At 42.2% G+C, this 25,429-nt stretch carries 21 protein-coding genes and 4 pseudogenes; 13 read left to right on the top strand and 12 right to left on the bottom strand.

Annotated elements, in window-relative coordinates; genetic code table 11:
• The first annotated feature begins 17 nt into the window (after window positions 1–17).
• The 3 genes and pseudogenes from ACRAD_RS15900 to ACRAD_RS15890 form a co-directional block, all read left to right on the top strand.
• On the top strand, window positions 18–950 hold the full coding sequence (locus tag ACRAD_RS15900) for an IS5-like element ISAha3 family transposase (RefSeq protein ID WP_004812228.1): 933 nt from the start codon (window positions 18–20) through the stop codon (window positions 948–950).
• A 54-nt stretch (window positions 951–1,004) separates the two neighbouring features.
• Window positions 1,005–1,358 (top strand): annotated as a pseudogene (locus ACRAD_RS15895) (IS6-like element IS1008 family transposase); the annotation flags it as partial.
• Window positions 1,359–1,401: 43 nt separating this feature from the next.
• A pseudogene (locus ACRAD_RS15890) lies at window positions 1,402–1,605 on the top strand (arsenic resistance protein); the annotation flags it as partial.
• Between the two features lie 128 nt (window positions 1,606–1,733).
• Here ACRAD_RS15890 and ACRAD_RS15885 read toward each other — a convergent pair.
• Entirely contained in the window at window positions 1,734–2,066 is a 333-nt protein-coding gene (locus tag ACRAD_RS15885; protein WP_004812232.1) for a type II toxin-antitoxin system HicB family antitoxin, read from the bottom strand.
• Entirely contained in the window at window positions 2,063–2,311 is a 249-nt protein-coding gene (locus ACRAD_RS15880; protein WP_004812233.1) for a type II toxin-antitoxin system HicA family toxin, read from the bottom strand. Before ACRAD_RS15880 ends, ACRAD_RS15885 begins: the two co-directional genes overlap by 4 nt.
• A 177-nt stretch (window positions 2,312–2,488) precedes the next feature.
• On the opposite strand from ACRAD_RS15880, the gene ACRAD_RS15875 reads away from it, so the two are divergent.
• Complete coding sequence (locus ACRAD_RS15875) at window positions 2,489–2,917, top strand: organic hydroperoxide resistance protein (protein ID WP_004786455.1); 429 nt, start codon at window positions 2,489–2,491, stop codon at window positions 2,915–2,917.
• A gap of 6 nt (window positions 2,918–2,923) precedes the next feature.
• Window positions 2,924–3,355: a MarR family winged helix-turn-helix transcriptional regulator gene (locus ACRAD_RS15870; protein ID WP_000042163.1), complete on the top strand. Its 432-nt coding sequence runs from the start codon at window positions 2,924–2,926 to the stop codon at window positions 3,353–3,355.
• A 232-nt stretch (window positions 3,356–3,587) separates the two neighbouring features.
• Here the strand turns inward: ACRAD_RS15870 and ACRAD_RS15865 are convergent, their stop codons facing one another.
• Together ACRAD_RS15865 and ACRAD_RS15860 are read right to left on the bottom strand one after the other, a co-directional pair.
• A complete protein-coding gene (locus ACRAD_RS15865; RefSeq protein ID WP_004812234.1) occupies window positions 3,588–3,815 on the bottom strand; it encodes a hypothetical protein in 228 nt (75 codons plus the stop codon).
• Between the two features lie 332 nt (window positions 3,816–4,147).
• Entirely contained in the window at window positions 4,148–4,714 is a 567-nt protein-coding gene (locus tag ACRAD_RS15860; protein ID WP_010700350.1) for a recombinase family protein, read from the bottom strand.
• A gap of 315 nt (window positions 4,715–5,029) precedes the next feature.
• On the opposite strand from ACRAD_RS15860, the gene arsC reads away from it, so the two are divergent.
• The 7 genes from arsC (at window position 5,030) to ACRAD_RS15825 (ending at window position 10,231) form a co-directional block, all read left to right on the top strand.
• Complete coding sequence (arsC, locus tag ACRAD_RS15855; protein WP_004644743.1) at window positions 5,030–5,458, top strand: arsenate reductase (glutaredoxin); 429 nt, start codon at window positions 5,030–5,032, stop codon at window positions 5,456–5,458.
• 44 nt (window positions 5,459–5,502) lie between these two features.
• On the top strand, window positions 5,503–5,826 hold the full coding sequence (locus tag ACRAD_RS15850) for a metalloregulator ArsR/SmtB family transcription factor (RefSeq protein WP_004644742.1): 324 nt from the start codon (window positions 5,503–5,505) through the stop codon (window positions 5,824–5,826).
• Window positions 5,827–5,830: 4 nt separating this feature from the next.
• Window positions 5,831–6,304, top strand: coding sequence for an arsenate reductase ArsC (locus tag ACRAD_RS15845; RefSeq protein ID WP_004781073.1), 474 nt, complete (start codon window positions 5,831–5,833; stop codon window positions 6,302–6,304).
• 5 nt (window positions 6,305–6,309) lie between these two features.
• Entirely contained in the window at window positions 6,310–7,350 is a 1,041-nt protein-coding gene (gene arsB, locus ACRAD_RS15840; RefSeq protein ID WP_004644740.1) for an ACR3 family arsenite efflux transporter, read from the top strand.
• Between the two features lie 4 nt (window positions 7,351–7,354).
• Window positions 7,355–8,059: an arsenical resistance protein ArsH gene (arsH, locus tag ACRAD_RS15835; RefSeq protein ID WP_004644739.1), complete on the top strand. Its 705-nt coding sequence runs from the start codon at window positions 7,355–7,357 to the stop codon at window positions 8,057–8,059.
• 17 nt (window positions 8,060–8,076) lie between these two features.
• Complete coding sequence (gene trxB, locus ACRAD_RS15830) at window positions 8,077–9,030, top strand: thioredoxin-disulfide reductase (protein WP_005021621.1); 954 nt, start codon at window positions 8,077–8,079, stop codon at window positions 9,028–9,030.
• Between the two features lie 109 nt (window positions 9,031–9,139).
• A complete protein-coding gene (locus tag ACRAD_RS15825) occupies window positions 9,140–10,231 on the top strand; it encodes an ArsO family NAD(P)H-dependent flavin-containing monooxygenase (RefSeq protein WP_005021619.1) in 1,092 nt (363 codons plus the stop codon).
• A 159-nt stretch (window positions 10,232–10,390) separates the two neighbouring features.
• On the opposite strand, the pseudogene ACRAD_RS15820 reads toward ACRAD_RS15825, so the two are convergent.
• Window positions 10,391–10,789: pseudogene (locus tag ACRAD_RS15820) on the bottom strand (universal stress protein); the annotation flags it as partial.
• A 124-nt stretch (window positions 10,790–10,913) separates the two neighbouring features.
• Between ACRAD_RS15820 and ACRAD_RS15815 the strand changes: the two are divergent.
• Window positions 10,914–11,148: pseudogene (locus tag ACRAD_RS15815) on the top strand (hypothetical protein); the annotation flags it as partial.
• Between the two features lie 125 nt (window positions 11,149–11,273).
• Here ACRAD_RS15815 and brxL read toward each other — a convergent pair.
• From brxL to ACRAD_RS15780, 7 genes are read right to left on the bottom strand one after another with little or no spacing between them, the layout of a single operon-like run.
• On the bottom strand, window positions 11,274–13,313 hold the full coding sequence (gene brxL, locus ACRAD_RS15810) for a protease Lon-related BREX system protein BrxL (RefSeq protein ID WP_005021615.1): 2,040 nt from the start codon (window positions 13,311–13,313) through the stop codon (window positions 11,274–11,276).
• Window positions 13,314–13,342: 29 nt separating this feature from the next.
• Window positions 13,343–15,967 (bottom strand): BREX-1 system phosphatase PglZ type A, encoded by a 2,625-nt coding sequence (gene pglZ / locus ACRAD_RS15805; protein WP_005021613.1) that lies wholly within the window; start codon window positions 15,965–15,967, stop codon window positions 13,343–13,345.
• Window positions 15,968–16,010: 43 nt separating this feature from the next.
• Entirely contained in the window at window positions 16,011–19,532 is a 3,522-nt protein-coding gene (gene pglX / locus ACRAD_RS15800) for a BREX-1 system adenine-specific DNA-methyltransferase PglX (RefSeq protein WP_005021610.1), read from the bottom strand.
• A gap of 46 nt (window positions 19,533–19,578) precedes the next feature.
• Window positions 19,579–23,259 carry a BREX system P-loop protein BrxC gene (gene brxC / locus ACRAD_RS15795; protein ID WP_005021608.1) on the bottom strand — a complete coding sequence of 1,227 codons (3,681 nt, stop codon included), beginning with the start codon at window positions 23,257–23,259 and terminating at the stop codon, window positions 19,579–19,581.
• Window positions 23,260–23,300: 41 nt separating this feature from the next.
• Window positions 23,301–23,876 carry a DUF1788 domain-containing protein gene (locus tag ACRAD_RS15790; RefSeq protein ID WP_002010699.1) on the bottom strand — a complete coding sequence of 192 codons (576 nt, stop codon included), beginning with the start codon at window positions 23,874–23,876 and terminating at the stop codon, window positions 23,301–23,303.
• Between the two features lie 16 nt (window positions 23,877–23,892).
• Window positions 23,893–24,504 carry a DUF1819 family protein gene (locus ACRAD_RS15785; protein ID WP_005021604.1) on the bottom strand — a complete coding sequence of 204 codons (612 nt, stop codon included), beginning with the start codon at window positions 24,502–24,504 and terminating at the stop codon, window positions 23,893–23,895.
• Between the two features lie 10 nt (window positions 24,505–24,514).
• Window positions 24,515–25,381 carry a WYL domain-containing protein gene (locus ACRAD_RS15780; protein ID WP_005021602.1) on the bottom strand — a complete coding sequence of 289 codons (867 nt, stop codon included), beginning with the start codon at window positions 25,379–25,381 and terminating at the stop codon, window positions 24,515–24,517.
• Window positions 25,382–25,429 lie beyond the last annotated feature (48 nt).

Genomic DNA, 25,429 nt, shown 5'->3' with positions numbered 1-25,429 from the left:
AGTAATATAATTTCCAGATGAAGAAGCCTACACCTAAAATCTATCGTACAACCAATTGGTCCTCGTATAACCAAGCTTTAATCAAGCGAGGAAATATTTCAATCTGGTTTGATCCTAAGACGCAATGGTATGCACAACCACAAGGCAAGCAAGGACGAAATCAAACTTATTCCGATACAGCGATTCAATGCTGTTTAATGATCAAATCTCTATTCCGTCTTTCTTTACGTATGGTTACTGGCTTTGTTCAAAGCCTGATTAAACTCTGTGGCTTGAATTGGACAGCACCAGATTACTCCACCCTTTGTAGACGACAAAAGCATATTGATATTGCGATAAGCTATCAGAAAAGTCATGATGGGTTACACCTACTTGTCGACTCTACGGGTTTAAAGTTTTTAGGTGAAGGCGAATGGAAGCGTAAAAAACATCAGCCTGAATACCGTCGGCAATGGCGTAAACTGCATATTGGTATAGATGCTGAAACACTGCAAATACGTGCCGTTCAGCTTACTACAAATAATGTCAGTGATTCACAAGTACTAGGTGATTTACTGGATCAAATTCCACTAGATGAGCGAATAGATTCTGTCTATACCGATGGCGCGTACGACACGAAGTGCTGCAGAAAAGTGATTTCAGATCGTCAAGCACATGCAGTAATTCCACCCAGAAAGAATGCCAAGCCCTGGAAAGATTCTAAAATAAGTTCAATAGAACGAAATGAGTTACTTCAAACGGTTAAACATTTAGGTAGAACCCTATGGAAAAAATGGTCGGGTTATCACCGTCGTAGTTTGGTGGAAACCAAGATGCATTGCATCAAATTATTAGGTGATAGGCTGACGGCAAGACATTTTCAAAGTCAGGTCAATGAAATTCATGCGCGTGTGGCAGTTCTGAATAGATTTACGGAATTAGGTAGACCTCGCACCCAAGTTGTGTCTTAAATTTGAATGGATTGGGGAGAACTCAGCTTTTGAATGTTTATGCAACAAAGCCGTTTTCTAGGAAAGATCTTCAATACGGTGAAAAAATGGCAAATTCCAAGGGTCATCAATACAGATAAAGCAGCGACCTATGGCCATGCTTTATCACGATTAAAGCGAGAAGGAAAATGTCCAGTAGATATTGAGCACAGGCAGATTAAGTATAAAAATAATGTCATTGAATGTGATCATGGTAAGTTAAAGCGAATCATCAGGGCCACATTAGGATTCAAATCTATGAAGACGGCTTATGCCACAATTAAAGGTATTGAAGTCATGCGTGCACTACGTAAAGGACAAGCATCGTCATTTTATTATGGTCAGCCTCAGGGTGAAGTGTGTCTAATCAACAGGGTTTTCGGTCTCTAAGCACTTTTTAAAGGGAACATCATCGACTCAAATCTCTATTTGCAACAGTGCCAAAACGACTGCTATTTCCTTTACTGCGGCAGGCAATAATTTTGAATTAGCACTGGCTGTAGCGATTGCCACTTTTGGATTAGCTTCACCTGTAGCTTTCACAACAGTGATTGGACCGCTTGTTGAAGTGCCTGTATTGATTGCCTTAGTGACAGTTTCGCTATGGCTTAGAAAAAAAGTTTTTAAAGAAGTATGAATCAAAAGAGTATTTAGATTTCCTAAAATTAACATAATACACCTTATACAAAACTAAAAATGGGAGCTTTAAGCTCCCATTTTTGCTGAGTTTTTCAATTTTTAGGTAGTAGCCTAGGCTTCAATAAATTACGCACCTAAACGCATTAACTTTTCTTGAATCGCATCACTGACAAAGGCATTTAGAGAATTACTTGATGCTAAAACCGCCTTACGGTGCAATTCAGGGCTAATACGGACATTAAAAGTGCCTTTGAATGGTTGATCAGGAGATTTTCCTAGTTCAGCACATGATTCTAAATAGCCGTCTACAGATTCCTGAAAAGCTTTCTCAAGGGCTTTTAAAGTTTCCGCTTCATAGGTGATAAGATCACGAATAAAAGCAAGTTTTCCAAATAACTCACCTGTTTCAAGATCAGGCTCAATTGTTCCGAGATAACCTTTGTATTTTAAATAGCTCATAAAAATCCCTCCTGCTTGAGTGCCTGTTTTACAGCTTTCAATGCCCCACCTTTGATTTCATTTTCAGGGTGTGGTCTATGCAGTAAAATCATATGTTCAGTTTTTTCATTAAAAAACCGAACACGAGAGCCTGCCATTTCAAATTTTTCATAGCCGAGCTGGCTCAGTAAAACGACTAAATCTTTATATGGAAACGTATTTTTTGAATTTCCAAATTTTTCCAATAACTTTTCCGTTTTACCCATATTTTAGCCCTACTCAGTTACGACTAAGTATAGTCCCCTGAAATTAAAAAATGCAACTGAATTTAGTTGCATTTCATATAACAACCATTATGTTAAATGGAATATAAAAAACAGTTGACATAAATACATTGTGTGCAATTATATTGCACACAATGTATTTATTTAAAGGTAATCAAAATGAGTAATCTTTATTCTACCCAGGTTAAAGCAATCGGTGGACGTTCAGGAAATATTCGTAGTGAAGATGGTATCTTAGAACTAAAATTGGCTTTGCCAAAAGAATTAGGTGGTAAAGGTGATGCAACGAATCCTGAACAATTATTTGCAGCTGGCTATGCTGCATGCTTTGGAAATGCAGTGATCCATGTAACTCGTAGCAATAAAGAATATAAAATCCGTGATAACGATGTAGAGGTCCTGAGTACTGTTGGAATGGTTGCTAATGGCAATGGTGGATTTGCCTTGACAGTACACTTAGATGTCACACTTTCAGGTATTTCACAAGCTGATGCAGAGAAAATCGTGGAACAAACGCATCAAGTATGTCCTTATTCCAATGCTATTCGAGGTAATATACAGGTGTCTACCACTGTCTATACCAAATAAAAAGCTATGTCCAAGAATCAGCTTTGCTTAGATGAGCAACTATGTTTTCCTATTTATGCTGCATCTAATTTAATCGTAAAAGCTTATCGCCCTTTTCTTACACCTCTCGGACTCACTTATCCTCAATATTTAGTGATGTTGGTTTTGTGGGAAAAAGAATGTGTAAGTGTGGGTGATCTTGGACAAATTTTACATCTTGATAGTGGAACATTAACCCCACTATTAAAAAGAATGGAGACATCTGGTCTAATTAATCGATCACGTGATCCTAATGATGAAAGACGAGTTCTTATTTCATTAAAAGATAAAGGGCGAGACTTATCTGCTGAAGCAGAAAAGATTCCTAAAGAGCTTACCAAGAACATTGAGTTTGATAACTTAAATCAATTACGAGATGAATTAAAAGTATTAGTTAATCTATTATCAGAAAGAATTTGAGACCTCTTAATATCTGATAATGGAAGCCTGTTTACTTTCAAGAATCAATTAGTTTTTCTAAAATAAACATAATACACCTTATACGAAGTCAAAAAAATATATCTATATGATAATTAATGAAATTGTAATAACTATTCATAATGACCATTATGTAAAATGGATATGATAGAAGTGTACTAGTGAGTACACTTCTATCATAAAAAAGAGAGCTGCTAGCTCTCTTTTTTATGTTTTATTCAAAATGAAGTTGATATTTATCCGTCGTAATCTTGATCTTGAGGTTCTTATATTTTCGTTTTGTGGCACTCAGGGCTGAATCTGTCACTTCTGCATAAAATTTAGGGTCATTCATTAGATCATTAAATAGTTTATATCCAATCAATAACTTACTAGATTTTTTCTTTTCCTTTAGATCATTTTCAATCAACTGATCCAATTCTTTTACAGAAAAACTATGCATATTACCCTCTATAGTATCTTTCTGATAAAACAGCATACAGACTTAGCAAGAGGATTTAAAGCTTATTAGATAATTGATATTTATGAAATTGTGAGAAAGATAATATATTAGATTTATCTATTTAAGTTAAGTTTTTCTAAAAATAACATAATACACCTTATACGAAATACTTGATATTTATCATTAAATTTCAGTATATTAGATCAAGCCGTTGTGGGGCATAGGGTACCAGAGCGGCTTTTTATTGATTATTTATGTTCCACGCTTAAAATTCGAACAATGTTTCATGATTTTTATAAGTTAAACTAAATTTAGTTGCCAATCCCAATAAGCTATTCACTAACTTGTAAATATCGGTATACCGCCTGACGACTAATCCCAAAAGCTTTTCCTAATGCCATTTTTGAAGGGTACTTCCCTTCCTTCCAGTCTTGTCGCAAAGCTTCAGCCTGATCAGGTTTCAATTTATGTACCCGACCTTTGTACTTCCCCTGAGCAGAGGCGAGTTTTATTCCTTCCTTTTGCCGCTCTAAAATTATCTCACGTTCGAACTGTGCAAAAGCACCCATCAATTGCAGCATCAAATTATCCATCGGGGTGGATTCGGCCGTAAAAGTAATATTTTCTTTTACAAACTGGATGGCAATCCCTCGTTTGACCAGTTTATCTACTTCAGTGACCAAATCTTTCAGGCTTCGCGCAAAACGATCCATGGAATGTACAATCACCCTGTCCCCTTCCCGGACATAGTTCAACATTTCCTGAAATTTAGGTCGGTCAGTATTTTTACCTGAAGCACGGTCAACAAAAATCCGGTCGACTTCAATTCCCTCAAGTTGACGTCCAGTGTTTTGCTCGACAGAACTTACCCGGATATACCCTACTTTTTGGCCTTTCAATTTTTCACGCCCCAATTGGATAAAAATGAACAATTTCGTAAATTATAAATCCTTAATACTAAAGTTACATGTTATTTATGATTAAAAATCATTTAAATGATACATAATTTCATGAACTTTCAGATTGTAACTTTAGGGTATGCTCTAAATATACATATTTAAATAACGAGTTTTTTCTCACTCATAAGAATTTGCAAGAATATATATACATTTATTGACATTAAGTAATTTAAATAAAATCAATATATGTATTTGCATATATGTGGAAATACGTATATAAATATATCTGAGTTTCTAATAGCAGAGTCAGTCAAAATGTTCTCGACCATAAAGATTTATCACAATCCTGAGTGTGGTACATCAAGGAATACCTTAGCTTTAATTCAAAATGCAGGAATTGAACCAATCGTTATTGAATATCTAATTACCCCACCTTCGAAAGCAGAATTAATTGAACTTATTCGTAGTGCTGGTTTAAGTGTTAGAGAAGCAATTCGTAAAAATGTACCTCCATATTCTGATTTAGAAATTGTTCGGGAAGATTGGTCTGATGAACAGCTTTTAAATTTTATGCTTCAACATCCTATTTTGATTAACCGCCCATTCGTTGTTACGGATTTAGGTACACGTTTGTGTCGTCCTTCTGAAGTTGTTTTGGATATTCTCCCGTTTCCTCAGAAAGGCGCATTTAGCAAAGAAGATGGTGAAAAAATTATTGATGAAAATGGCCTAAGAATTAAATAGCACTTTCTCATCTCTTGAATGGAAAGAATGTGAAGGAGACTTATATGGATCAAGTTAATTTTTTTAAATGCTTATCAGATGAAACACGTCTCAATATAGTGACATTAATTGTTGAAAATAAAGAACTATGTGTATGTGATTTGACTGAAAAACTACAACTCAGTCAACCGAAAATTTCAAGACATTTAGCCCTTTTACGTGCTTCAGGGCTACTTCAAGATCGCAGACAAGGCCAATGGGTTTACTACAGTATCAATCCAAAATTGGCCAACTGGTGTTATGAAATTTTAGATATTTTGAAGACGGTTCAATCTCAATCAAAGCTGGATGATCAACACCCCCTTTCTGTAAATAGTTATTGTGAGTAATTCAATGAAATTTTTATTTTTATGTACTGGAAATAGCTGCCGTAGCATTTTGTCTGAAGTTTTGTTTAATAGCCGAGCACCAGAAGGTTGGAAAGCCTATAGCGCTGGGAGTAAGCCTTCAGGTCAAGTTCACCCGCTAACTTTAGAAACCCTTGAAAACTTAGGATTATCTACCGAAGGTTTATGGAGTAAAACGATTAATGATTGTGAACAATATCAACCTGATGTTGTGATCACAGTATGTGATTCTGCTGCTCAAGAAGCCTGTCCACTTTATTTGGGTGGAGCAATCAAGGCACATTGGGGCTTGGCTGATCCTTCACACTTAGACGTGAATAAAGAAGAAAAAATGAAAGCCTTTATGAGCACTGTTGAACATATCAATCGTCGCTTAGATGCTTTATTTAAACTTAATGTAGATAAACTATCTCGCTCAGAATTGATTGCAGCAATTAATCAAATTTCGAACGTTGAGTAAGTGAAATGTCTGAAAAACGCTTATCTTTTTTAGATCGCAACCTGACGCTATGGATTTTTATTGCCATGGCCTTAGGCATTGCCATCGGAAACTTCTTTCCTCAGGCTTCTGTCGCACTCGATAAATTAAGCATTGATTCAGTGAATATTCCAATCGCGATTGGTCTTATTCTAATGATGTATCCCCCACTGGCAAAAGTGAACTATGCGACTTTGCCACAAGTGTTTAAGGATAAGAAAACCCTTACTTTGTCCTTAGTACAAAACTGGCTGATCGCGCCAGTACTCATGTTTGCCCTGGCAATCATATTTTTACATAGTTATCCAGAATATATGACCGGTGTCATCCTGATTGGTCTTGCTCGATGTATTGCCATGGTTCTGGTGTGGAATGGCTTGGCCTGTGGTGATAATCAATATGTTGCAGCATTAGTTGCCTTTAACAGCATCTTCCAGATTCTATTTTTCAGTACCTATGCCTGGTTATTCCTGACCTTCCTGCCACCCTATTTTGGTGTCGCTTCGCAGGTCATTAATGTCGATTTCTGGACCATCACCCATGCTGTTCTGGTTTATCTTGGTATTCCGTTCTTATTAGGTTTCTTAACGCGATGGATTTTGGTGAAACAGAAAGGCGTGGAATGGTATGAAACCAAGTTCATTCCGAAAATCAGTCCGCTGAGTTTAATGGCTTTGCTGTTCACCATTCTGGCCATGTTTAGCCTAAAAGGCGGTGATGTCGTGAGTCTTCCGCTTGAAGTTTTACGCATCGCGATTCCTTTAACCATTTACTTCGTTTTAATGTTCTTCATCAGCTTCTTTATGAGTAAATGGATGGGCAATGACTATCCTAAGACCACAGCAATTGCATTTACCGCAGCGGGGAATAATTTTGAATTATCACTTGCAGTAGCGATTGCAACTTTTGGTATCGCTTCGCCTGTTGCTTTTACCACGATTATTGGCCCACTGGTCGAAGTTCCTGTGTTGATTGCCTTGGTGAGTGTTTCACTCTGGCTGAGAAAGAAAGTTTTTAAAGAGGCCTAACTCTATGAATCTCCCAAATGTAGATCTAAATCTTCTTGAGCAACCCACCTTTGAAAAAGTTCAAGCCAAAGAACTTGCTCATCCTCCGCGAATTTTGCTGCTGTATGGCTCTAATCGAGAACGTTCTTACAGTCGCCTTGCAGTTCTTGAAGCCGGTCGAATCCTTGAGCATTTTGGGGCGGAAATAAAAATCTTTCATCCTAAAGGGCTTCCTTTACCAGAAGATGCGGATACTGAGCATCCAAAAGTAAAAGAACTGCATGAGCTTTTAGCATGGTCAGAAGGCATGGTCTGGTGTTCACCTGAACGCCATGGTTCTATGAGTTCAATCTTTAAATCTCAAATCGACTGGATTCCACTGGCAGGAGGGGCAATCCGTGCTACCCAAGGTAAAACTCTTGCCTTGATGCAAGTCAGTGGCGGATCACAGTCATTTAACAGCCTGAACCAGATGCGTATTTTGGGGCGGTGGATGCGGATGATCACCATTCCAAATCAGTCTTCAGTTCCAAAAGCTTTTTTGGAGTTTGAAGAAGATGGACGAATGAAACCTTCGGCTTTCTATGACCGGATTGTGGATGTGATGGAAGAGTTATTTAAGTTCACCCTACTGACTCGTGGACAAAGCAAATACCTGACAGATCGTTATTCTGAACGCAAGGAATCGGCTGAAGAATTATCTAAACGTGTGAATCAGCGTAGTTTGTAAACGCTAGGTGATATTAAATGCAAAAGAGACATTCTAAATTAATTATTCTAGGTTCAGGCCCTGCGGGTTATAGCGCAGCTGTATATGCTGCACGTGCCAACTTAAAGCCAACGCTGATTGCCGGTTTACAGCTAGGTGGTCAGTTGACCACAACAACCGAAGTCGACAATTGGCCGGGTGACCCTGAAGGTCTAACTGGTCCTGCACTCATGGAACGTATGCAAGCGCATGCTGAACGCTTTGGTACTGACATTGTCTATGACCATATCAACGAAGTTGATTTAAGCGTTCGTCCATTCGTTCTAAAAGGTGATATGGAAGAGTTCACTTGTGATGCCCTGATTATTGCAACAGGTGCAACGGCTCAGTACTTAGGTCTTGAATCTGAAGCTGCATTTATGGGTCAAGGCGTAAGTGCCTGTGCAACCTGTGATGGTTTCTTCTACAAAAACCAAAAAGTTATGGTTGTCGGTGGTGGTAATACTGCGGTTGAAGAAGCCCTTTATCTATCCAACATTGCTTCACACGTGACTCTAGTTCACCGTCGTGACTCTTTGCGTTCAGAGAAAATTCTTCAAGATCATCTGTTCGAGAAAGAGAAAGAAGGTAAAATCAGCATCACTTGGAATCATCAAGTGGACGAAGTTCTTGGTGACAGAACGTCAGGTGTAACTGCAGTTCGCCTGCAATCTACCCAAGATGGCTCTAAACAAGATGTAGAAGTTACTGGCTTATTTGTTGCCATTGGTCATAAACCGAATAGCGGCATGTTTGAAGGTCAGTTGAACCTTCGTGATGGTTATATTCAGGTTCAAAGCGGTACGGCAGGTAATGCGACTGCTGCATCTGTTCCGGGTGTATTTGCTGCGGGTGATATTGCTGACAGCGTTTACCGTCAAGCGATTACTTCGGCAGGTTCAGGCTGTATGGCTGCACTTGATGCTGAAAAATATCTTGATAATCTGAATTGATGAGTAGGTTGTCATAATTGAAAAAGTGAATAAATGTAAAAACCCAGTCTTCATGATTGGGTTTTTGCACTAAAGAAATCAGATATAAAAAACAAAAGGGGAAAAGGCGTTGAACCAGAAACAGACTGAAACTGATGTGATCATTATCGGTGGTGGGCAGGCCGCTTTATCTACCGCTTATTTTTTAAAGCGCAAGAAAATCCCATTCATTATATTGGATGAGCAAAATCAAGCGGGGGGTGCCTGGCTGCATACCTGGGAGTCATTGCGTCTTTTTTCTCCTAATACCTGGAGTTCTCTATCCGGTTGGATGATGCCCATCACTGAACAGACCTATCCAACACGAAATGAGGTGATCCAGTATTTATCGGCTTATGAACAGAGATATCAATTTTCGATTGTTCGTCCAGTACATGTCGATCGTGTGGAATCGAAGGGAAAGTATTTAGACGTATATGCTGGAGAAAAGTTTTGGCGAGCCAAGGTGGTGGTCAGTGCAACAGGGACATGGCGCCAGCCGTTTATTCCTGATTATCCGGGACAGGAAAACTTTCAAGGCACGCAGTTACATTCAGCCCATTACCTGAATGCAGATTCATTTAAAGATAAGAAAGTCATCGTGGTGGGTGGGGGGAATTCGGGCGCGCAAATACTCGCTGAGGTTTCACAAGTTGCTGAAACCATTTGGGTCACAAAAACTCCGCCTCAATTTTTACCTGATGATGTCGATGGTCGAGTACTGTTTTTAAGAGCAACTGAGCGTTTAAAAGTACAACAAGAAGGAAGAAAAGTTGACCAGCCAATAGGTGGCCTAGGTGATATTGTGATGATCGATAGTGTCAAAGAGGCAAGGAATAGAGGAGTCTTACATAGCCGTCCACCTTTTCAATCTTTAGCTACAGATGCAGTTATTTGGCCAGATGGCTCAAAAGAGCAAGTCGATGCGGTGATCTGGTGTACAGGGTTTAAAGCTTCTTTGGATCACTTGAGGACTCTGGGGGTGATAGAGCCAGACAACCTGATAGAGGTTAAGGACGGAAGATCGGTCAAGATGCCGAACTTGTGGTTGGTAGGCTATGGGGAATGGACTGGGATGGCTTCAGCTACGATAATTGGAGTTTCTAGAACAGCGAGAACCACAGTGGAGGAAATCGTTGCTTATCTACACGAAATTGATACTAAAAATTATTTAGAAAAATGAGCTATCTATCTCATTAGAGGATTTTAAAATAGACTCTTTTCAATACGTTACCTATATTAGGTAAGCTAAAATAATTCCATTTTCATAATTCTATTTGCTCTATTGAATGATAAATACAAGGCGTTAAATAGATAGAATATCTACTTAACGCCTTAGGTCTTATCTCAATAAAAGTACAGGTTTTATAGAGCTTGATAACAATTTGGTCGTCGTACTACCAATAAAAAACTGGCGTATCTTTGAATGACCATATGCACCAATCACAATCATATCAATAACGTTTTTTTCTTGATAATCCAATATAGATTTCTCAACATCACCGTCAAGCATGCTATCAATTACATCAAAACCATTATTTACAAGTAGCTCTTTTGCCCAAGTGACTTGTGATGTCATATCACTATTTAGCTTACCAACATATACCACATGAGCTGTCAGGGTTTTTAATAAAGGACTATTTGCAATTTTGTCTACACAAATACGTGCAGTAGGACTTCCATCAAAAGCAATTAAAAAAGACTCAGGTGGACTAAAGGGTGCAGATGTTATTAATACGGGTGAACCGTACCGGGTTTGTCGGAGACTTTTTATTTAAGTTAGGCCACCTGACCTAACGGGTTAATCTTATCATTGTACATTGCTTCAAACTCAAAAGGCGATACATTGTCAACGGCATTCTAAAATTGACCCCTTTTACCTTACAAATGGCAAAGTAAAATTGACCCCTGAAATCAGAGAAAGAGCGGTTCAATTATTGATTGAATCCGAAAAAGATTATCCATCGAATTGGGCAGCAGTTTCCGCAATTGCTCCTAAAATTGGCTGTACTCCTGAAACACTACGTGTTTGGTATCAAAAATATTTAGATCAACAAAATCCTGTCAAAGTACAAGATATCTGATCAAGAGAAAATGAAGGGTAATCCCCCCTAAAAATACTAGCTCTTTAAAAGAGGCAGTATTATGCTTTTACAACATGGTATTTAAACTTGAGAAACTGAATTTAAAACAATCTACTGTAACTCTTCCAGACAGATATGAAATTAATCCACCCCTAACCCTTTAAACACCGCATCCACCGGATCTGCATAAAAGCTGGTCTGGAACTTGGTAAACAGTTCCACAGGAATCGTTGGGATATCTGCCGCACTACTCATGGGTAAAGCAACCTTCTTGGCACCCGCATCAAAAGCAACTTGCAGACATTCGGCAATACTTTCCACCGGTGTCACTGAACCACCCAAGCTCATATCACCCAGTACCACCATCTGACTTTGTACCGATCGTCCTAACAGGCCTGAAGCGAAAGCCACTAAACTTGGCAAGGCAAGATGGCTGAGCGGCCCGGTATTCTGTAATTCAACCACATGTAAGTGGAAATCATGTTCCAGCACCTTACTCCCCCCCGAGATCCGGGATGCATTGGCCTTGAAGTAGTCAAATGCGATCTTGACCTGCTCCTTGGCACTGCTTGAATTCCATAAGCCTGATGTGGCCAATTTTCCTGAACCTTTAGTGACTTGCAGTTCTAAGCGGTATAAGCCTGGCATGCCCTTATTACTGAGGCCAATGGTATACAGGAAGCCTGGTTTAGCAGGACCTTCGGGAATAAGTCCACCTCCACCCTGCTCTTTTACCGAAACAAAATGCTCTTCTAGAGTGTCATTGTCGATATAGCTAAAATGCACATCATAGAATTCCATCCCTCCAATTTTCTTCAGCTGTTCTTTGACCCGACGGCGCACCTGCAGTGCATATTCCAGGCATTGCCGTACATCTTCTTTATTAAACTGACCGTGTGGGTAAAGCAGCTTCATCAATCCAGAAACCGTCTTGCGAACGGCGATCACATCACGCTGATTCAGGTTATTCCCTAGCTTGAAGTACTTCTCAATGGCATCCGCAAAACTGCGCTTGCGCATTTCCCGGAAGAATTCAGCCAGATAATCAACAATCAGGCCATAACGGTTGGTAAAGAATTCCGGGCGCATTTTTGGAATTTCCCAACCTGGGATATAGGCATGAAAGCGATCAAAGAATGCTGAATCGATCATAGCTTCAGGAAACGGAGCCAATAAGTGGCTAGTCTTCACCAAAGATTCAACACTTTGGTTAATATTACCCACAAAAACCATCGAAGCTGAGGCTTCCATCTGTTCACGACCACGAGCAAAAGATCCTGAGGCCATGTAATCTTTCATGATCTGTACACCATCTTTGTCCTTAAAGGAAATACCGGCGACTTCATCAAAAGCTACCACATCCCATAAGCCCACCAGACCAATACGGCGGCTACTCATGTTATAGAACAGGTTGGCGACAGTCGTTTGCCCACCAGAGACTAAAATACTATTCGGTGAACACTCTTTGTAAATATGGCTTTTCCCGGTACCGCGTGGTCCCAGTTCACAGACGTTATAGTTATTTTCAACGAACGGAACCATACGCGCTAATAGGTGCCATTGCACGTCCTCTTTTAACGAAGCCGGTTCCATGCCGATGGAACGGATTAAACTCTCGCGCCACTGATCAGTGCTTAATGCTGCTCTGCCACTGAAGAGTTCATCCATATTCATATTCGGCATTTGAATCGGCTTGAGTAAGCTCACCCCAAATGGAGAACTAGTCTGCCCTTCTTCAAAATAATAACTGAGCGTAGCAATGACCCAGATACCACCAACAAGTAATTTTTCATACTCTTTGACGATGCCTGCCGAGATTTCGGCATCTTTGATGCCCAGATTACTAAATGATGCTTCGTATTTGTCCTTACGCTCATTCAGCTTTACGGTCACCCGATCAATGACTTTATAACTGCCACGTTCACGAACCAGGGATTTCACCTTCTCAGCTTCATCAGGTCGTACATAGTTCTCTGCCAGCACCGTCTTTACGTTACGTAGTCCCTGCTCAATGATCTCAGGATCATCCGAGGCACAATACATCCCTAGCAGGTATTCGAGTACATAGACAGGAACGTTAGCCCCTTCTTTGATCAGTTTAGTCAGATCCTTACGTACCACCCGCCCAGCAAAGTGTTCATTCAGCAGCTGATCCAGTTCTTTATCGTTAGCAGATTCCATGTAGGCTACGCTCTATCGTTAATTCGTTATTAGAAGAAGTCATCGGTAAATGCCAAATCAATGGTGACCTTATAGCGCTGCACTTCGATATTTAGGTCTTTGTCCTTCAGTACCAAGAAGTAATCTTTCTTACGGTCAAAATCAGTACCGGACAATGACAGTCTGACCTGTTTTACCCGTTCCGCAACAGAGTCGGTAGTGCTATCAAAAGTCAAAGTTTCTTCACTGGAAACTTTAAGATCCCCATCATAAATGGCAATGGATAAAGTCACTGGCATGACCAGCTCACTGACAGCTTCGGTTTGCATCAAATCAAACTTCTGGATGTTATTGACCATCTTCAGCGTGGATTTGGTAGAAATGACCTCAACTTTACGCTTGGTCCGCTGTCCAGCCTTTTCACCACGTAGCTGTTTTACCATCAGTACCGGTACCACAATTTCCTGAGGCATGATGCCGCCATGCACGAAACGTGAGCCTCCTACAAAATGGAAACGGTTCGCCCCTTTTGGAATCCAGAAATCAGTCGCAGATAATGTGCCTGCCGTAGCTTGGGTTGAGCCTTTCCAGGCTTCCTTGCTCTCTGGTAAACCATGCCCAATCACATAGCGTTTTTTGCTCTTCAATGTATTGGTAGGTTTTTCAGTCAAGCTTGAACGATCCGCAGATTCCAGTTTACTTTGCTGGAATAAGAAGCCATGGTCGGCTGTAATCAATAGGGTGGAAATATTAAAGTGCATTAAAATTTTACGGCTGAGTTCAGTCAGTTCTTCAATAGCATGTTCCACCGCCATAAAGGTTTCTGATTCTGTCGAGGCGCTGTCGCCGCGTGCATCAATCACGTTGTGATAAACGTAAATCAACTCATAGTCTTTCAGCGCTTCACGGCCTTCATCACGCGACCAGCCTTTTACCATTTCAGCGGTTACTGCCAATCCATTATAGGCAGCCAGAATTTTGGATCGTGCTGCAGTCCCTTTGCTAGATTGCCCATCTACTAAAACATCATCCCCTGCGGCCTCTTTGTATTCCAAAGTCTGATGCGGCAACAACGAGGCCATGCCAAGTGTGGTGTAACTTGGGACAACACCCAGCTGTGAAGACAAGGTCGCTTCAGAATAACGCTTTTCATTGATACGATCACGCAACTCTACCGCAGCTTCATAACGGAAAGCATCACTGATAATTACCACAATACGGCGTTTCGTTGCAGAATTGAGTAAGGGTCTGACGTGGGTATCGTAGAAGTTCTGCTGATTTGGGATATCTGCCACTTTCCAGACATTCAAGCGTTGCTCAGCTTCTACACGCTCGCCCCAGTTTCGTGCCAAGTGGTCAATAAACCAGTAGGAATAGCAATTTTCGACTTCTTCATCGAGTTTTTTCAGGATATCGACATGAGCGCGTTGAGAAGCAGCACTGTAGTGGCGATAGGCCATATCAAAGCGATACAACTCCTGCTCGTAGGCTTTATACAAGGCTTCGCTAGAGTCGAAATAGAAACCGGCATCAAACAGCAGTCGCAGGCTGAACAGCTCAATCGCTGCCTGCAACGCTGTATAGACGGTGCGGTATTTACGGCGGGTTGCATCGTCCTTATGTTTGGACGCCCAATAGCCATCCAGACGGGTAGAAATAATCGTTCTGAAATGTTCCAGTTCAGCTTTGGCTGCTGCAGGGATATGACTGGCCAAATCAACAATGATCTTTTGTTCAATCACTTCAAAAGTCATGACATCGAGCAGCTGCTCAAGATCAAAAGCCCCGACCTTTTCTTGGATCCGCAGTGCATTAGCCACGGTCTGGGAGAGTGTATCGAAGGTTGGGTAGTATTTGGAGCTGTCTCTCCAGCGCGACAAAAAGGCTCTGGCTGTTGCACGGGAGCTGACGGATGACATCACCAGTTCCTGAGCCCATAGCGGTATATCGCCCAGGCTTTCACAGAAACCTGTAGTCATCAAACGGATAAAGAACGTACCGAGCTTGAATGGTGCTTCCCCATTCAATTCTTCAACCGATGCTGGATAACCAATTTCCGCCTGTAATGCGGTGACTAAAGCTGGCACCAGTTGGAATTTTTCCAGTTCAGCAAACGATTCCGGATTGACTTCCAGAGCCAGGTTCTGCTGTACCATTTCATCTGCTAGTGCTAGAACGATATGCATGAGTTCGGCACTGTCAGCTTTGACCACAGCCGCAATCATGGCCATATCCAGATCCTGTTCATCTGCATCAGACTGGATATAGCGTTTCAATGTACTCAGACGGGCTTTGGCTTTAAGGAATTCTTCACGTTTGGCCAGATGTTCTCTTAGACTCTGCTGCTGTAAACCCAGCTCATTGAAAATAATCGAGAAACGATCGGCATAGAAGCTGCGTGAATACAGCTTGATGTCCAGTAACCAGTCTTTTTCGGTTTCAGGCTCAGCACTGGGGAAATACAGCAAGTATTTACCCTGCTGATCCTCAAGTTCCAGTTTAAGCTTGATCGCCAAACTCGACTCTTCTGCCATATTCAAAATCTGGACATCATTTAGCTTTAGGGCTTTGATTTCTTCAGTAAATGAATGCTCTGCATCGTACCAAAAGACAATTCGGTGCTGTTCAGTATAAAAGGCTTGTTCCAGGCCTTGCTGTAGTTGACTTAAGTTCATGCAACCACCTCTGCATAATCTAGTGTGGAAGAAAAGCTATTCATCACTTTTCCCCCGTCACAGCTTTCACTTCAGCCAACAAGTCCCCAAACTTGCCGTAGTTCACTTTCACCCCATCATCTAGATCCAGCGAAATACGCTGATCGGCATAATGGCGCAGTTTTTCTTCAAAGCTACTCAGTTCAGCCTGTTGCTTATGCAGATTTTGTAGTTCTTTCTCTTTACGTTTAATTTCAGCAGCTGAATCACTGTTTTCTATTTCACTTTGCAAAGAATTAACCATCGCTGCCATTTTTGAAATCAGTGGCATCACGTATTCGGTACGCATACGCGCCAAGGTACTTTCGTTATAGCGGTGCAAGTACACCAACGCCTGGAAAGCCCCCTGTTTACCACTGCTAAATAACCAGTAGATCGGACGCTTTTTATAGGTTTGCATGTGGTCTTTATAAAACTTGCTAGCAAGATAACGGCGAATTGTATCTTCAGCGGTTTCACTGGCTTTTTTATCCAAACTTTCTGCGAGCCACTGCATATTGGCATCTAATGTATCTTTGCCCCAAACCGCAGTTAAAAACTCTCGAATACGATGTGTTGCATCATCTTCAAACCAATGCATTTCGGTCAGTGGAATAATGCCATCCGCATCGGCTGGGAATTTTTGATAACGGTTGGCATCAAAGTCTTGATTGCCTGCATGGGCATAGATCAAGCCTGGTTCATCTAGACTATAACGTCCCATCATGCAGCCAAGGGCATAAGACACTAAACGCTGGCTGTCTTTTTCACGGTCAGCTCGGGTGAGGGTGATTTGCGCATCTGGAACATCGGGTGTGAGTTCGTCCTGTAAACCATAGGCTTCAATAAACAGCTTATTGTTTTCTTCTTCAAGACGTTTCATTTCAGCCACGGCGTCAGTATTTTGCTGCTGCCATGCATTAAAGGCTTGTTCTAAGGTTGATTGGTTAGTACGAATAATTGGGTTTTGAGCGAAATCCCATGAAGTTTCATAGGAGTCCCAGTCATTTTTGGCTATATTTACTAAAATATCAACATATTCTTTTGTTGAACTTTCCAACTCTGTGATTACTGGTACTTTTCCAATAGGTCCCTCATGGAAATCTAAAGTTGGAGATATAGCCAATAATAATTCCTTTACTACATAGGAGTTCATCAAAGCTAAAACTAGATTTAACTGCAATTTATTCTCTGGAAAACAAACAGAACCTTTCGTTTCAAATAAAAATCCTTTGGGAGAGTATCTCATTGACAAAGCTGAACTACTTATAGTTGACCAACTCACACCTTCTCTAAAATAATAACTAGTATTCTGAGGTCTAGAGCGCTGCTTCCCATTCTCATCTACAAAGTTCTTTATTTCATAACCGTCATTTTGCCAGTTCACAACATAAGTATTGTTGCCATACCATTTACGGAACGCACCACCTTTATTACATGGATACCATTTCGAATTATTTAAATCACTATCGATTCTTATAGAAAATAATTTATGATCTACTTCATACCAAATTCTTAAGAATTTTTCATTATCCCCTGTTGCCAAACCCTGTCTTGGAACAGCGTATCTTTGTATAGACATCCCTGATTGAAAAGTACTCCGCACTTTATCACTCACCCAATAAGCCACAGGACTTCCAGGTATTTTCTTAAAATCATCTGGTTTAGCAGTAAAAAACCAACCACAATCAGGATTGTTAATCGCTTCTATAGTTTTCGGTGCTTGATTTTCATGACCTTTAAAGTCAGATAATTTAATGTAACTACCCACATAGTCTTTTACATGAGCTTTGGATATCGTATAGGCACACACAGGAATACATGCTGGTTCAAACGCATTATATTCAAGTTGAATGAGTGACTTAATTGTATTTTCAGAAACAAGTTTTTTTCGTAATTCCTCATAAGAAGAAATAAACATCCACACATAAGGTGTTACAAACGCTGTTTCCCCAGATATTTTAGAAAGGGCTTGGCAACGCTCTATAAACATAGCGAACATATCTGACTTGCTGTCAGGGAATTTCTTTTTCGCAAAATCTTTAAGTGCTGTATTCATGCCTTTACCGCCCATATACGGCGGGTTGGCAATCACGGCATCATATTGTTTAGCCAGTAATTTAGCTTGCTGTACTAAAGGCAATAACTCTTGTGCTGACTGTTGCGCAAAAATATCGCCTGATTCTAATGCTTTATTCAGCTTGCTTTCTAAATCAGACAGCTTTTTAGCGAATGCTTGAGGGATTTGAATCAAAGAACCAAAAGTAGAAGCATGTTCAAACAAGTCCAGCAACTCTTTTAAATCTGCCTGTGCAATACCAGTACTTGCCAAATCCTGACTGAATGCTTCTAAACGTTCCGGCTGACTGTCCTGTAACGCAATAATATTCAGCTTTGGTGGATTGCTAAATAAACGGCGGTCATCCTCACGCGCTTTCATTAACAATGCAAAACTGGCGAGCTGTGCGGCACGAGTATCAATATCAATCCCGTACAGGTTATTTTCCAGAATCAAACGTGGAATATCACGGCTACGGTAACCACGCTCTAAATAAATCGCTTTTAAGCAATCATAAGCTTCCACCAGAATATGCCCCGAACCACAGGCAGGATCCAGCACGGTGATGCTTTCAGGATTTAAAGTATCGCCATCTTCACTGATCCGTACATTAATCAGCTGTTTTAACTGGGCATTGACTTCATCGGTCTGTTCCGCTGGCTGAATATAGTATTCCCACTCACTGGCCAGGGTACTTTCCGGCTGCGCCATCATCCATAAACGACCGACACTATTCTGTACCAGGTATTTCACAATCCAGTTCGGGGTGAATAACTGTGTCGCTGCAGGAATATCTTCACTCTTGACGACTTTACCAATCACCTGGTCTTTCTTTTCAGAAATATAGAATTGATATAACCAGCCAATAATCTGCACATCCGACCAATCTTCTTCCGGAATGCTGCTGACCAAATCACGGATCAACGAATCGGTTTTGGTCAGGTTATCCGGTAACAGTAGTTCAGACTCATCAGAAACCTGTTCAAACAAGAGTGGCATGACTTGATTCAACGCATGACATTGAGCCAGTAACAGCTCACGATACAGCTCTTCGTCTTTATTGCCATCCAGCTTAAGCTCAGCCACACGGCTAGCATCTAAACCCGGTAGGTCGATATCCAGACATTCTTCCAAAATCTGTGGCAAGCCGGCACTGCCATCAGCACTACTCAACACACGGCGGCCATGATCGAGTAAGCCTTTGCATTCCATGTAGCGAATCGCACAGAGACGGTTAAACCAGCTGTAAGCGATATAATCAATCGTCTGCTCAAAACTGCTGGTTTGAATGCGTTTGATCAGCTTCTCACGAGGTTTCATGACGGATAGCGGAAAAACCTGATCGCCAATCAGCAGCAAGTCGCCTTTCTGTTCAGCCGGTAAAATGCTGTCTGCGGTGATGCCGTATTTGGCGGCCTGCTTGCGCATCGCTGCGATAAAATCGTTACGTGCTTGCGGTGCGTATTTTTTAATATTACTGGTATTCATCTTTAAACCTTTAATCAATGACTGATGCCGATATCCCTAACCCAAGTTAGCGGATACGCACACGCTTTTTGTCACTCACGATTTTTTTCAATTCAGCTTTGAGTACGTCTACAAATTGATCTACTGACTCTTCTGTTTCCAGATAGACACTACTTGAGCTTTTGCTGTAAATGCTCGCGACATCGACTTCCACCACGGGTTTCGGTGGCACTACGGCTGTCACAGGCTGTACCGGACTCGCAGCAGGTGTTGATGTAATTGGGCTGGCGGTGGTTGCAGTGTTGGTTACACTCTCTGCTTTGCTCTGAGCCAGTTGTGCCGCTTTGGCCTGACGCTGGATTTCCGTCTGAAGTTCGCTTTCCAACTCATACAAGGCTTCATCAAAACGCTCCACGGCGGTTTGAGTTTGCAACATATAGATGGTGGACAGGCTAGTTTCCACTTCAATATCCGCTTTGAGCAGTTGTAGTGGGCGTAATAGCTTGTTACTCAGCTCAGCGGTAGCAATACCACTGTTTTTAATCTCAGCTTCTAACTGTTTGATCTTGTCATCAATTTGCTCTACCGCATGGCTACGCTTCTCAGTCAGCAATTGCTCATTAACGCTTTCCACTGTACGAACCAAATCAGCCACTTTATTTAACAGGCCATAGGGCGATTCAAGGGTGAAAATACGATGTAATTCGGAGAGGGCTTTTTTTGCCACCTCATCACTGCCCAGCGCCTGTTTGTTTTTCTCAAAATGACGTAAGGCCTGTTGCAGTTGCTGCCAGCTCGGCATCTGGTTAGTGAAGAACTCATGAATATCACGATAATCTTCTTCCAGATCCAGATAGTCGTCCTTGTTCTCAACCACGGCCTTAAAGAAATCGAAGCTGTCGCTATTAGCCAGCAAGCGCTCCAAAGTCAGAATCGACTTTTCAATCACTTTCTTGCCCGGGAACTGCCCGACATCAGTTTTGCTTTTGTACGACTTAAAGTTGGCTAACCAGTTGTTAAAATGTTGGGTATAGAATTCAAACAGCTCTTTCTCAGTCGCTGGCCCCATGGCCGAGAATAGGTCTTGGGTCAGTTGGCGTGCCTGTTTCAATACCTGATCATCAGTCTGGCGTTTTTTAATGATCGACACATCACGGCGACGGCGGCTGTTTTGTAAAGGCTCAAAGGCATCTTTTAACTGTAAGCTGCCGCCATTTAACTGCAGTGAAATCCGCCCCATTGCCGCCAACTGACCCACCAGCAGTAAAATCTCGGCATCCGGCCAGCCATAAGGACGTTTGGCAAAACGATCCACCACATCCGAGACCAGAATACGCTCTGTACCAGTGGCCCGTAGTGCAATGTACTGCTCCACTTCCTGTAGGGCTTTGGGATTGCTCTGACCGCCATCCAGAGACAATCCGAGCTGCGCCATATCATCGACAGTCAAGACGGCGTTCAGTTCACGCCAGGCATCCTGCTGATAGACCTGCAGATAGCTCAGTTTGGTATAAGTATTTTCCAGCAGATAACGACAGGCCTCATCCAGCTTGGTGATTGGACTTGAAGATGAAAGTTGTAGATGTTGACCCAAGGCATAACTTTCCGCCTCCAGCAACATTTCTTCGACCCGGACACGCAGGCGTTTTTTACGTTCTTGGTTCTCACGACCACGGTCTGCCAGAATACGGGAAATATCGGACTGAGTGCCATCATCATTTAAGCGGATGAATTTATTGGTTTTCAGCCAGGTGCGCAGTTCATTAAAGAACTGTTTATCGTCTGCCAGTTTAAACAGTATCTGCCCTTCGGCCTGAGTACTTTTACCAATACAGTAAGCTTCAGTGTAGAGGTTATATTCCGTATCTAGTGGAGAAATGATTTCAACTTTCAAATCGCTCTCATACTTCCCATCCAGGCTATGGCTATCTAGGAAACGACCAATCTGATAGTCCATCTTGTTGGCTTGATGGCGGTATTTGTTCTGATCGCGCAGTAAATCTTTAAAGATCAGATTGGCTAACTCTTTATTTTCTTCTGAAGCTGCTAAGTCAGTGGCTTTGATTTTTCGGGTAATATCACGTTCTTCATTGGTCAGGAACAGGAACTCATCGCCATTCCTCGTAATCAGGCTCTCTTTTTCCAGACGCTGCAGGCTCTCTTCAATCCGCTTGCGCAATGCCAGCTTATCTTCATCAATTTTCTCAATCGACAAAGTCACCAGGTTATCCAGCGTACCTTTGATGATATCGACATAGCGGATCATGAACAGGGTACGCAGCATCTGCACATCAAAACCATCCAGGGTCTTATTCTGCCCTGCCTGGTCGATGGTACGCTTCACTGCAGTATCCAGGAAACCTTCGACTGAAGTATAGAAGCGGTGGAAAGGAACCAGGGCACCGACTTCATCTGTAGCAATCGCATTCGCGGCCATCTGGAACGCATCCAGCATGGACCGTTCACCATAGGCCAAGTGTGCACCGGTCGCACCGACTTTACGGATTTCTTCAAATACTTTTTGCACCAGCTGGAAATGGTACGGCGCAAAAGGATAGTTATGAATAAAACTTTCTGGCCCCTCATAGTTCTTGAGGGTTGGGCCTGAACGGTCAAAGGTAATCTGATTTTTTAAGATATCGCCCTTTTGCTCAAACACCGATCTGAGCAATGCTTCAGCTTCCGGGGTTTTACGTAATAAACGTTTCTGGATGACTTCATCGGTATTGGAACTGGACAGTGATAAACGGGTTTTAAAACGTCCAGCAATCTTGGAGAAGTCATTGGCTTTGGAAGAAGACATCTCACCTAAAACAGCATCGATGTCTGCCTGTGAGGTGACGATAATCCAAGCGCGGCCTTTACAGATCGTACCCAGGTTTTCAGTAATGGTTTGCAGTGTCAGCATCAAGCGGGTATCGCTGCCAATAAACTGCCCCACTTCATCCACCAGAAACAACATGCGTTGCTGGGGTCCTTTGCTGTCCAGGTATTCTTTCACCCACTGACAGAAGTTTTCGACCGAAACACTAAAAGTCTGCTCAGAATCCTCAAACCACTTGTGTGCCGCTTCTGCTGATAAGTTGAGGGCTTGGGAAATTGCGGTTTCGACATCATCCTGATAGAACTGATAGCCGTCACGTTCTTCTAGCCAAGACATGCCGCTAGATTCTTCAAAAGCCTGTTTAAAGCGCTCATACACCCCTTTCTGGCTCAGGTGACGTTCCATATGTGCAATATGTGGATGATCGGCACTAAAACCCTGATACTCGTTAAACACGCGTAAAAACACATTCAGAATCGGATTGCCGTCATCATTGGAACTGGCTTTACTGTCGATGTTAAATAGGATGACATCGGCATGATGGCTAACGGCCTTGCCAATATCCGCACGGATAAACGCATCACGGATTTTGCTTTCATCAAAGAATTCTGCAGCACTGCGTTCGTTACCTTCCGCGTCACGTGCCACTTTATTGGCCAGAATATACGATAAGGTTTTCAGGAAGTGTGATTTACCTGAACCAAAGAAGCCTGAAATCCATACGCCGACACGATTGGCAATCGAAGGATCGCTTAGGTCTGTACCATAAGACTGGAAAAAGTCCCGAAAATGCTTTTCCAGCTCATTGGTGACCACGTATTCATCGAGTTCCTGATATACCGTGGTATTGTCATTCTGGTCTGCCTTGACCACCCCGTTTATCGCACGATCTAATGGCTTGTAAAAAAGTTCTTTAATGTTCATCTCAATCCATTCCCCCGAATTCTTATTTCTATTTGCCGTGTTTAAGGCACCAATCTGAATGCTCTGTAGTAATTGTTGCTTGGAATTTTTCCAAATAAACTCATCGCTTGACCGTCGTAATAACCTGGGTAAAACAGCACCACTGGCTTATGCCCCAGTAACGAATGCAAACTATTCAATAAGTGATGGGCACGTAACAGTGGCCAAACCGACCCAACCCCAGTCATCAACACAATATCTTGCGCATTGGTGGCATATTTACTCACCAGATACGGCGCGAACTTATCCATATGCAGTGGGCCCTTTAAGGCTTTGAGCAGCGCTTCATCGCCTTTGGCTTTTTGCATTTGAATGGCTTTATCGATGAAGTTACGCTCAGCCAGATAATCCACCACGGCTTGCAGCAGGTTGATATTCACCACCTTCAGCTGACTGTGTTTTTTCTCCAGCATCCCGTCTAGAAAATGCAGATATTCGCGCACTTTCAACTCATCTTCAGGTGCATAATCAAAAATCCAGAAGCCAATTTCATTACCCAATCCTTGTCCAGTGAGAAACTCAGTGGAAAGAATTCGCTCTGGAATCTGGTTCAGACGCTCATGTATTGTTTGACTCATTGCTGCCCCTCTACAACTAACGCGCCCATACCGACACTTCCATAGATCTTTTAATGCGTTGTTTATAATGTTCTTCCAACAGGCTACGCAGCTCTGCTCTGACGATCACGCGCTGCAACTCCAGCTTACGGGTACTTTTTAAGTAACCGGCTTCTGCCAGCATGCGAAACACCACCTGCCCCATTTTTTTCTTGCTGGACTCTTTCCAATCACAGATATCCGGATCGCGTTGTGAGCGTTCATCCAAAAAATCTGACCAGATATAACTGTCCAAGTATTGCGCCTGAGAGATATAGGCATCCCTCATCACCGTTTCCATAAACTCAAGCAGCAACAGGTTGCGTTCCAGTGCGCTACAAAAAGCCACCTGGGTCGCCAGCTCATCATCCCCATCACGTAGTGCTTTCCAGAAATCAGGCTCTAAGCGCTCCAGACGCTTACGAATAGCGGTGGCATTGCGTTGAGCTGAAGCAGGCGTTCTTTTTTGCAGAATATTGTCAATCTGAATGGCCTGATGCCATTGTTCTGGAGTCGCTTCTCGTAATAACAGATCCGCGATCAGCCGGCTTTCACGCACCATCAGGGAACCACCAATCAGGTCACTGTCATAATGAAATTGTTCTAACATGGCCAATCTCCTATGAAGCTTGATCAAACAGGTAAGACGACAGCTTTTCGATATCTGAACCTTGTAACACTAAGGTATATTTCAAGGCATCTTCCGCCTCAGCCAGCGTGATCGCGGCCTGATATCGCTGCAAGGTATAGTGAGCCAGGGCTTTTTTCACCGGAATCTGTAATCTGCCATCAGGCATGCCGAAGTCTTTTTCGACCAGCGCTTGTTGTGATGAGTTCAATTTTGGATTAGGGATCAGCGTCAGTACAATTTCTTCATGCCATTGCTGATCTTGAGCAGGGTCTACTGACTCAATCGCCACCACAACAGGTGTACGATCAATTCTGGAGAGTAAAAAGTCCTTAAACTGCTTGCTCTGATGGCAATAGGCACGGACATGCCAGCGAAAACCGGTATACACCAGGGTATGTGGGGAAATCATGCGTTCATGCCACTGCGGATTCTGCATCGAGGCATAAATCATTTTTAAAGTACTTTGGTTGCGGCAGGCACGCAAAACTTCCCGAATCACTTCAGGACGTACACTGCGATCAGGTAATTGAACTGCTGCAAGATTCGGTTCTGGCATCGCAATCAGCGCATGCGATTCACTGACCAAGCCCGAGAGCATATTGAGATATTCATTGATATGCGCTGTAGTCAGTACAGGCTGGAAGCTGGCCTTAGGCACATAGCCTTTTACGGAGGGGTCATGAATCAAGGCATCGGGGTTATACAGCGTATTATAGCGCTTGATATCCGCAGAAGCCTGCTGTCGACTCAGCCCAAACCAGCTCATTAAACGATTGGTAACCAAACGGCCTTCCCAGTAAGCAAGCAGCTCGATGGCTCGCATTCGAAGAAGCACTTCATGCTTATCTGTCGTCATATACCAATCAGTCAATAAATAATATTTCTAAGATTACCCCACAGCAAA

The sequence above is a fragment of the Acinetobacter radioresistens DSM 6976 = NBRC 102413 = CIP 103788 genome, assembly GCF_006757745.1.
In the GTDB taxonomy this organism is placed as follows: Bacteria; Pseudomonadota; Gammaproteobacteria; order Pseudomonadales; family Moraxellaceae; genus Acinetobacter; species Acinetobacter radioresistens.
The sequence above is the reverse complement of the archived record's forward strand: the minus strand, read 5'-3'. Positions and strand labels throughout refer to the sequence as shown.

Coding starts and splice junctions, on each gene's coding strand:
- ACRAD_RS15900 (WP_004812228.1), top strand. CDS start 18: ATGAAGAAGCCTACACCTAAAATCTATCGTACAACCAATTGGTCCTCG.
- ACRAD_RS15845 (WP_004781073.1), top strand. CDS start 5,831: ATGAAATTTTTATTTTTATGTACTGGAAATAGCTGCCGTAGCATTTTG.
- ACRAD_RS15865 (WP_004812234.1), bottom strand. CDS start 3,815: ATGCATAGTTTTTCTGTAAAAGAATTGGATCAGTTGATTGAAAATGAT.
- ACRAD_RS15785 (WP_005021604.1), bottom strand. CDS start 24,504: ATGTTAGAACAATTTCATTATGACAGTGACCTGATTGGTGGTTCCCTG.
- arsC (WP_004644743.1), top strand. CDS start 5,030: ATGTTCTCGACCATAAAGATTTATCACAATCCTGAGTGTGGTACATCA.
- ACRAD_RS15850 (WP_004644742.1), top strand. CDS start 5,503: ATGGATCAAGTTAATTTTTTTAAATGCTTATCAGATGAAACACGTCTC.
- ACRAD_RS15780 (WP_005021602.1), bottom strand. CDS start 25,381: ATGACGACAGATAAGCATGAAGTGCTTCTTCGAATGCGAGCCATCGAG.
- trxB (WP_005021621.1), top strand. CDS start 8,077: ATGCAAAAGAGACATTCTAAATTAATTATTCTAGGTTCAGGCCCTGCG.
- pglX (WP_005021610.1), bottom strand. CDS start 19,532: ATGAATACCAGTAATATTAAAAAATACGCACCGCAAGCACGTAACGAT.
- arsH (WP_004644739.1), top strand. CDS start 7,355: ATGAATCTCCCAAATGTAGATCTAAATCTTCTTGAGCAACCCACCTTT.
- arsB (WP_004644740.1), top strand. CDS start 6,310: ATGTCTGAAAAACGCTTATCTTTTTTAGATCGCAACCTGACGCTATGG.
- brxC (WP_005021608.1), bottom strand. CDS start 23,259: ATGAACATTAAAGAACTTTTTTACAAGCCATTAGATCGTGCGATAAAC.
- brxL (WP_005021615.1), bottom strand. CDS start 13,313: ATGGAATCTGCTAACGATAAAGAACTGGATCAGCTGCTGAATGAACAC.
- ACRAD_RS15875 (WP_004786455.1), top strand. CDS start 2,489: ATGAGTAATCTTTATTCTACCCAGGTTAAAGCAATCGGTGGACGTTCA.
- ACRAD_RS15885 (WP_004812232.1), bottom strand. CDS start 2,066: ATGAGCTATTTAAAATACAAAGGTTATCTCGGAACAATTGAGCCTGAT.
- ACRAD_RS15880 (WP_004812233.1), bottom strand. CDS start 2,311: ATGGGTAAAACGGAAAAGTTATTGGAAAAATTTGGAAATTCAAAAAAT.
- ACRAD_RS15870 (WP_000042163.1), top strand. CDS start 2,924: ATGTCCAAGAATCAGCTTTGCTTAGATGAGCAACTATGTTTTCCTATT.
- ACRAD_RS15790 (WP_002010699.1), bottom strand. CDS start 23,876: ATGAGTCAAACAATACATGAGCGTCTGAACCAGATTCCAGAGCGAATT.
- pglZ (WP_005021613.1), bottom strand. CDS start 15,967: ATGAACTTAAGTCAACTACAGCAAGGCCTGGAACAAGCCTTTTATACT.